The organism is Bradyrhizobium sp. 23 (assembly GCF_023073295.1).
GTDB classification, from domain to species: domain Bacteria; phylum Pseudomonadota; class Alphaproteobacteria; order Rhizobiales; family Xanthobacteraceae; genus Bradyrhizobium; species Bradyrhizobium canariense_D.
Genome location: NZ_JADPJF010000032.1, coordinates 48,451 through 48,844 on the forward strand (window position 1 = coordinate 48,451; position 394 = coordinate 48,844).

Sequence of the window (394 nt, forward strand, 5' to 3'; positions counted from 1 at the left end):
CCCACACTGGGGCGGTTTGCTCAGAAAAACGCCTGAATGCCCGTGATCGCGCGGCCCAGGATCAGGGCGTGGACGTCGTGGGTGCCCTCGTAGGTGTTGACGGTCTCGAGGTTATGGACGTGGCGCATCACGTGATACTCGATCGAGATGCCGTTGCCGCCGTGCATGTCGCGCGCGACGCGGGCGATGTCGAGCGCCTTGCCGCAATTGTTGCGCTTCATGATCGAGATCATCTCGGGAGCGAACTTGCCCTCGTCCATCAGGCGACCGACGCGCAGCGAGCCCTGAAGGCCCAGCGCGATCTCGGTCTGCATGTCCGCGAGCTTCTTCTGCACGAGCTGGGTCGCGGCGAGCGGCTTGCCGAACTGCTTGCGGTCGAGCGTATACTGGCGGG

At 64.5% G+C, this 394-nt stretch carries 1 protein-coding gene; it reads right to left on the reverse strand.

The genetic code is table 11. The annotated features are described in order from the left end of the window. Positions 1-20 precede the first annotated feature (20 nt). Positions 21-394 (reverse strand): acyl-CoA dehydrogenase family protein (locus tag IVB32_RS04415; protein WP_256466560.1); only part of this gene is annotated, 374 nt, incomplete at its 5' end.